The organism is Streptomyces sp. NPDC033216 (assembly GCF_055577115.1).
The window spans coordinates 552713-559642 of the sequence record NZ_JBVIQK010000003.1 but is presented as its reverse complement, the minus strand read 5'-3'; the positions used below and the strand labels follow the sequence as shown (position 1 = coordinate 559642).

Here is a 6930-nt window from a genome sequence, read left to right as displayed (position 1 = left end):
GTTCGTGGGCGGCCCAGGCCCGTCCGGGGCGAATCCGGGCCTGTCGTCGTGGGCGGCCCAGGCCCGTCCGGGGCGAATCCGGGCCTGTCGTCGTGGGCGGCCCAGGCCCGTCCGGGGCGAATCCGGGCCTGTCGTCGTGGGCGGGCCGGCCCGGACGACAGGGCCTCAGCCTCGCGGCGCGCGTAGCCGTCGCAGCGGTCCGCCGTGCAGTGGCTGGGTGGCCCAGCGGGCGGTGAAGGTGCGGTCGGGGAGCGAGCAGGTCAACCGGAGCCGGTGCGGGGTCTCCAGGAAGGCCAGGTCCACGGTGAGGGTGTCGGCGTCGCTCCAGCCGCCGCTCGCCGCGAGGGGCACCGGCTCCTCGGTCACGGTCCAGGCGCCGGGACCCAGGCGGGGTGCGAGGCGCTGGTCGCCCTCGTCGAGGATCAGCGTCCAGCCGTCCCCGTCCGCCGTGACGGTGGCACCGGTGAGGCTCGGCTGGTCGGCGCAGACACCGCCGTACGGGGTGAAGGCGGCTCCCGACCAGTCGCGTGGGCGTTCCGGCGGTGCGGGATCGCCCGGAGCGGGTGCCAGGGCGAGGCGGGTGAGGCGGTCGGCGAGGGCCGGTTCGGCGTCCTGGTCACCCGGCAGCGGGGCCGGGCGGAACGCCGGCAGGAGGTGTTCCCAGACGAGGTTCAGCAGGCCCTGCATGTCGGCGGTGGCGGCGGTCGTGGCGACGACGGCGTCGTGCTCGGGCAGGACGAGGCAGAACTGGCCGTAGGCGCCGTCGCCGCGGTAGCCGTGCCGGGACCGCCAGAACTGGAGGCCGTACCCACGGTCCCAGTCCTGCCGGTCGGTGCCGCCCATGGCGCCCGCGGTGGGAATGTGCTCGCGGGTCGCCTCGGCGATCCACTCCCGCGACAGCAGCCGCCGGCCCTCCCAGGCGCCTTGGTCCAGGTGGAACTGACCGAGCCGGGCGATCGCGTCGGTGGTGCCGTGCAGTCCGCTGAAGCCCAGCTCGCGGCCTCTCCGATCGGTCAGCCAGGCGACCTCGCCGAAGCCGAGCGGGTCCAGCAGCCGGGGGCGTAGGTAGCCGGTGAGCGACTGGCCGGTGACACGCTGGAGGATCGCGGCGAGGGTGTAGGTGGCGGGCTGGTTGTAGGCGAAGACGGTGCCCGGGTCGCGGTCCGGCGGCAGCAGCAGGAAGCCGCGGACGAGGTCGCCGCGGTCGAGCGCGCGGGCCCGGTCCAGGGTCTCGGCCTCGTGCCCGCTCGCCATCGACGCCACGTGCCGCACCCGCATCGCGCGGCTGCGCGGGTCGGTGATGTCGGCGTCGAACTCCGGGAAGAAGGAGATCACCGGGTCGTCGAGCCCGATCAGCCCCTCGGCCACGGCGAACCCGGCGGCGGTGGAGGTGAAGCTCTTGCTGAGCGAGTACAGCAGGTGGAGACGGTCGGGCGCGTACGGCGCCCACCAACCGGCGGCGACGACGTGACCGTGCCGCAGCACCATGAGGCTGTGCGGCTCGATGGCCTCGGCCGCGTCGACGGCGTCGAGGAAGGCGAGGACGCCCGAGGCGTCGACGCCCTGGGCGGACGGGGTGCTGACGGGCAGAGGGCGGGCGCTCATGCCCCGCATCCTTCCCCGTGCGCCGGCGGGCACCGGTGGCACGGGGGGATTTCCCGACCCGACCGTGGCCCGTTTCCTCCCCGTCCACCTGGGGACCCGGCACACATGGTGCGAATCGGATACACGATGATGACCGAACAGGCCGGCCCCCGTGAACTGGTCGACCATGTGGTGCGGGCCGAGGAAGTCGGTTTCGACTTCTCGGTGACCTCGGACCACTACTTCCCGTGGCTGCGGTCGCAGGGCCATTCGCCGTACGCGTGGAGCGTGCTAGGCGCCGCCGCCCAGGCCACCTCGCGCATCCCACTGATGACGTACGTGACCTGTCCCACGGTCCGCTACCACCCGGCGATCGTGGCGCAGAAGGCGGCCACCATGCAGTTGCTGTCCGAGGGCCGCTTCCGGCTGGGGCTGGGCTCCGGGGAGAACCTCAACGAGCACGTGGTGGGCGGTGGCTGGCCGTCCGTGGACGTGCGGCACGAGATGCTCGAGGAGGCCGTGGAAATCATCCGCGCGCTGTTCGAAGGCGGGCACGTGACGCATCACGGCACACACTTCGACGTCGACTCGGCCCGCCTGTGGGACCTGCCCGACCAGCCGCCCGAGATCGGCATCGCGGTCTCCGGGGAGCGGTCGTGCGCGCTCGCCGGCCGCCTGGCCGACCTGGTGATCGCCACCGAGCCGAAGTCGGGGCTGCTGGAGACCTTCGACCGGCACGGCGGTGCGGGCAAGCCGCGTGTGGGCCAGCTGCCGGTCTCCTACGACCCCGACCCGGACACCGCGCTGAAACGGGCGCACGCCCAGTTCCGGTGGTTCGGCAGCGGCTGGAAGGTGAACTCCGAGCTGCCGCATCCGGACTCCTTCGAGGCGGCGACCCAGTTCGTCACCCCGGACGACGTGGCCGCGTCGATCCCCTGCGGTGACGACCCGGAAGCCTTCGTCGAGGCGGTCCGCCCGTACGCGGAGGCCGGGTTCACCGAGATCGCCCTGGTGCAGATCGGGGGCGACGCGCAGTCGGCGTATCTGGACTGGTCGGAGAAGACGCTGCTGCCCGCGCTGCGCGACGCCTTCGCCTGACCCGCGCCGGTCCGTCCCACCCCTGCGCGACCCGGCAAGGCCCGGCCCTCCGCCGGCATGACGGGCGTGGGCGGGAGGCGGGGCCGGGTGGTCGTCACCGCGAGCGGAGCCGCAGGAATACGGCGGCGGACACAGACGTACGGCGGAGGCCGAGCGGAGTTCTCCGCTCGGCCTCCGCCGGTGCTGAGGGAGGGGTGCTCAGCGGGACGTGTAGCGGCGCCGGGTCCACAGCGGGACGCCGAACCAGAACAGCAGGTACCAGAGGACGACCCCGGTGACCAGGTAGGGCACGAAGGCGTCGTGGGTCGCCACCCGCAGGATCAGCAGCAGCGCCGAGGTCATCGTGGCGAGCAGCAGCATCAGGCCGGTGAAGGTCATCCGGGAGGCCCAGGTGACGGCCTGGGGCTTCACCCGACGCCCGGAGACCAGACGGTGCAGGGAGACCGGGCCTATCAGGGCGCCGGTCGCGCAGGCGCCGAGGACGACCGTCACGATGTAGATGGCGTGGTCGATCTCCCCGAGGCTGGCGTAACGCGGAGTGAAGACGACGGTGAGCAGGAAACCGAAGAGGATCTGGACGCCCGTCTGCGCGACACGGACCTCCTGGATCAGTTCCCCCCACATCCGGTCGGCTCTCTCCTCCTCGGTCTCGTTGCGCCCTCTGCGCTGTTCGTCCCCCACTGCGGTGGCCACGCGTCCTCCCCGGTTCGAGTAAATGTTCTCCTCGGCGAGTACCCGCTGATCGGCGTTTTTCTCCTCCCTGTCGCGGGCGGTGCTACCAGCGGCCCTCGACCTGCTCCTTGACGCGACGCTCGTAGAGGTCCCGGATCGCCGCCAGGGTCTGCTCGGACAACTCGGGCAGGCGGGCGGCGGCCGCGTTGGCGCGGGCCTGCTCGGGCGAGCGGGCGCCGGGGATCACCGTGGTCACGCCCGGCTGCTGGACGATCCAGCGCAGCGCCAGCTGGGCCGGGGTGTACCCCTCGGGGGCGAGGGCGGAGAACTCGGCGGCGGCCTCGACGCCGGTGGCGTAGTCCACGCCGGAGAAGGTCTCGCCCTGGTCGAAGGACTCGCCGTGCCGGTTGTAGGTGCGATGGTCGTTCTCCGGGAAGACGGTGTCCTTGGTGTACTTGCCGGACAGCAGGCCGGAGGCGAGCGGGACGCGGGCGATGATGCCGACGCCGGCCTCGCGGGCCGCGGGGAGCACCTCGTACAGCGGCTTCATGCGGAACGGATTGAGGATGATCTGCACGCTGGCCACGCCCGGCCGGGCGATCGCGGTGAGGGCCTCGGCGCAGGTCTCCACGCTGACGCCGTAGTGGGCGATGCGCTCCTCCTCCACCAGGGTGTCGAGGGCGTCGAAGACCTCGTCCGTGGAGTACACGGAGGTGGGCGGGCAGTGCAGCTGCACCAGGTCGATGCGGTCGACGCCGAGGTTGCGGCGCGATCGGTCGTTCCAGGCCCGGAAGTTGTCGAGGACGTAGTTCTCGGGGATCTGGTCGACGCGGCGGCCCATCTTGGTGGCGACCAGCACATGCAGGTCGGGCCGTCCGCTCAGGAAGGAGGCGATGGTCTGCTCGCTGCGGCCGTCGCCGTACACGTCGGCGGTGTCGAAGAAGGTGACGCCCGACTCGGCGGCCGCCTCCAGCACCGCCAGGGCCTGCTTGTCGTCGACGTCGCCCCAGTCGGCGCCCAGTTGCCAGGTGCCGAGACCGATGACGGATGCGTGCTGACCAGACCTGCCGAATTCGCGATCGTCCATGGGGGCAGTCTGTCACCCGTGGCGGCCGGGTGCGGAACCGGAGGGTCCGGCCTACGGCCCGCGGTTCGTCCAGGGAGGGAGGCCGGCGAGCTGTGCCCGCACCGCCGGGCCGCGGCGGTCGGCGTTCTCCTCGGCGTGGGCCGTTCTCGGCTCGGAGCCGCGGGCGATGCCGCGCCTCACGCCGAGACCGAGCAAGGCGGCGACGGCCCCTGTTCGGCGCGCAGGCCCGTGTCGGGTCGGTGAGGCGTTCGGTGGCCCGGGTGCGGAGGCCGGCGTGCGGGATGCCGCGGTGGTCGCCGTGCCGGGGTTCGGCCTCGCGACGACTTCGCGGACGGGAGCCGAGGCGGACGCGATCCGCAGGAGGGGTCGGTCGGCGCCGCGTTCCCGGTGGCTCGGCACGAGGTGGTGTTGCCCTCTGGCCGCCCCGTTCCTCCAGCGGGGCGTCGCCGTCCTTCCGGTCGGTCACTTCCGGGAGGCCGGCGTCCTGGCCTTGGCGCTCTGCGCGGTCCGGGCGAGCCTGGGGCCGAGCCAGCGCTTGAGCCGGCGCAGGGCTTCCAGCTGCCCGGCGGCCTTGTCGAGCCGGTAGTACAGCTGGGGCGGGACGTAGGGCAGCAGAGGCGAGTGACGCTGCCCGAGCAGGGCGAACATCTGCTCCGGCGGCAGGTCGATGTAACGGGTGAGGTTCTCGTACCACTGGGCGCTGTGCCGGGCGGCGCTCTGCGGGGTCAGCAGGGCCGCCGTACGGTCGCGCTGGTAGCGGACCAGGGCCCGCGGGAGGTGGGGGCGGTCCCGCAGGGCGTCGGCGAGGGCGAAGGCGTCCTCCAGGGCGAGGGTGGTACCGGCGCCGATGGAGTAGTGGGTGGTGTGGGCGGCGTCGCCGAGGAGGACGACGTTGCCCCGGTGCCAGGTGCGGTTCGTGAGGGTGCGGAAGGTCGACCAAGGGGCGCCGCCGTCGCCGCACGCGCGGCCGATCAGGGGGTGGCCGTCGAGGATGTGCGTGAAGAGTTTCTCCAGTCGCGCCGTTCCGTCGGCGTCGTCCGCCCGGTCGAGACCGAGGCCGGTCCAGGTCTCGGGGGCGCATTCGATGACGCAGGTGCTCCGTTCGGAGCTGAAGGGATAGCCGTAGCACCAGATCCATCCGTGCTCGGTCTCCACGAAGGCGAAGGTGAAGGAGTCGAAGACCTTGGTGGTGCCGAGCCAGACGTACGGATTGCGACCGGGCGTCAGCTCGGTGCCGAAGTGCCGGGCGTGGTGGGTACGCAGGGCACTGTGCACGCCATCCGCGGCGACGACCAGATCCGCCTCGGGCGGACTGTCGGGGGCGATCTCGTGCTCGAACTCCAGACGTACGCCGAGTGCGCGGGCGCGGGCGGCGAGGATCTCCAGGAGCTTGTGGCGGCCGATGCCGTGGCCCTCGTCGCCGGGCTGCCGGGTCACCAGGTCGCGTACGTGCGCGACCCCCTGGTTCCAGCGGACGGAGTGCGCCTCGATCGCGCGCGCCGACTCGGGGTCACGGGCGTGGAGTTGTTCGAGGAGCCCCCGCCAGTACGTGACACCCCAGCCGTAGGTCGACCCCTCCGGGTCGCGCTCGTGGACGGTGATGTCGTGGGACGGGTCCTGCCGTTTGAGCAGGATGGAGAGGTACAGGCCGGCGGGCCCGCCGCCGACGCAGGCGACCTTCACACACACCCCCGGAATGACGAGAAGTGGTCGTTCGACGACGCACAGTAGCAGTCGGTGGGCGCGGTCAGGTCGGGGTCTTCTTCGTGATTCCGTCACTTTCTCCACGTGAGCCACACCACCGGCGGAGCGGTCGCGCGCCAAGGATCATCGAAAGGGCCTCCCCCAGGGCAAGGAATTGCCCGTTCCGCCCGGCGGGGGTCCACCCGACAGCAAGATCATCTTCATTCAACATTGCACGACTTGTAATTGATTGTCCGGATCGGAGCCAACCCGTCCTGAGGGATTTCTCCCGTTCTCCGGCCGGGCGATAGGCATGCGGGGTCGTCAACCCCACGCACCCCAGGAGGTCCCGCATGCCGGAACTCAGCCGTCGTCGCGCGCTCACCACCGCGGCCGCCCTCGCCGTGACCGCCGGCACCAGCGGGGCGGCTGCCGCAAGCGCCGTCCCGATGGGCGATCACCACCCGGTGGCGCCCGACTCCCAAGGCTCCCCCGGCTCCTCGGGCTCCCACGCTTCCCCCGACTCCTTCGACGAGGTCTACAAGGGGCGCCGGATACAGGGCCGGCCGGCCGCCGGCGGAGGTCACCACGGCGGGGGTCACCACGGCGGCGGCTACGCCGTGTTCGTCGACGGCGTGGAGCTGCACGTCATGCGCAACGCCGACGGCAGCTGGATCAGCGTGGTCAGCCACTACGACCCGGTACCGACCCCGCGGGCCGCCGCGCGCGCCGCGGTCGACGAGCTGCGGGGCGCCCGGCTGCTCCCGTTCCCCACCAACTGACCATCCTCCGCGCCCACTTGGAGC

General features: G+C 72.3%; 6 protein-coding genes. 2 read left to right on the top strand and 4 right to left on the bottom strand.

Annotated elements, in window-relative coordinates:
- Window positions 1-165 precede the first annotated feature (165 nt).
- Window positions 166-1605, bottom strand: coding sequence for a serine hydrolase domain-containing protein (locus tag ACZ5Y0_RS09155; protein WP_469127969.1), 1440 nt, complete (start codon window positions 1603-1605; stop codon window positions 166-168).
- 105 nt (window positions 1606-1710) lie between these two features.
- On the opposite strand from ACZ5Y0_RS09155, the gene ACZ5Y0_RS09150 reads away from it, so the two are divergent.
- Window positions 1711-2682 (top strand): LLM class F420-dependent oxidoreductase, encoded by a 972-nt coding sequence (locus tag ACZ5Y0_RS09150; protein WP_469127968.1) that lies wholly within the window; start codon window positions 1711-1713, stop codon window positions 2680-2682.
- 198 nt (window positions 2683-2880) lie between these two features.
- On the opposite strand, the gene ACZ5Y0_RS09145 is transcribed toward ACZ5Y0_RS09150, so the two are convergent.
- The 3 genes from ACZ5Y0_RS09145 to ACZ5Y0_RS09135 form a co-directional block, all read right to left on the bottom strand.
- On the bottom strand, window positions 2881-3375 hold the full coding sequence (locus ACZ5Y0_RS09145) for a DUF6328 family protein (RefSeq protein ID WP_469127967.1): 495 nt from the start codon (window positions 3373-3375) through the stop codon (window positions 2881-2883).
- 82 nt (window positions 3376-3457) lie between these two features.
- The gene (locus tag ACZ5Y0_RS09140; RefSeq protein ID WP_469127966.1) at window positions 3458-4441 is read right to left on the bottom strand and encodes an aldo/keto reductase; all 984 of its coding nucleotides are present in this window, start codon (window positions 4439-4441) and stop codon (window positions 3458-3460) included.
- A 462-nt stretch (window positions 4442-4903) separates the two neighbouring features.
- A complete protein-coding gene (locus tag ACZ5Y0_RS09135) occupies window positions 4904-6130 on the bottom strand; it encodes an FAD-dependent monooxygenase (RefSeq protein ID WP_469127965.1) in 1227 nt (408 codons plus the stop codon).
- Between the two features lie 347 nt (window positions 6131-6477).
- Between ACZ5Y0_RS09135 and melC1 the strand changes: the two genes are divergently transcribed.
- Entirely contained in the window at window positions 6478-6906 is a 429-nt protein-coding gene (gene melC1 / locus ACZ5Y0_RS09130; RefSeq protein WP_469127964.1) for an apotyrosinase chaperone MelC1, read from the top strand.
- The last annotated feature ends 24 nt before the right edge of the window (window positions 6907-6930 follow it).

Coding starts and splice junctions, on each gene's coding strand:
- melC1 (WP_469127964.1), top strand. CDS start 6,478: ATGCCGGAACTCAGCCGTCGTCGCGCGCTCACCACCGCGGCCGCCCTC.
- ACZ5Y0_RS09155 (WP_469127969.1), bottom strand. CDS start 1,605: ATGAGCGCCCGCCCTCTGCCCGTCAGCACCCCGTCCGCCCAGGGCGTC.
- ACZ5Y0_RS09140 (WP_469127966.1), bottom strand. CDS start 4,441: ATGGACGATCGCGAATTCGGCAGGTCTGGTCAGCACGCATCCGTCATC.
- ACZ5Y0_RS09150 (WP_469127968.1), top strand. CDS start 1,711: ATGGTGCGAATCGGATACACGATGATGACCGAACAGGCCGGCCCCCGT.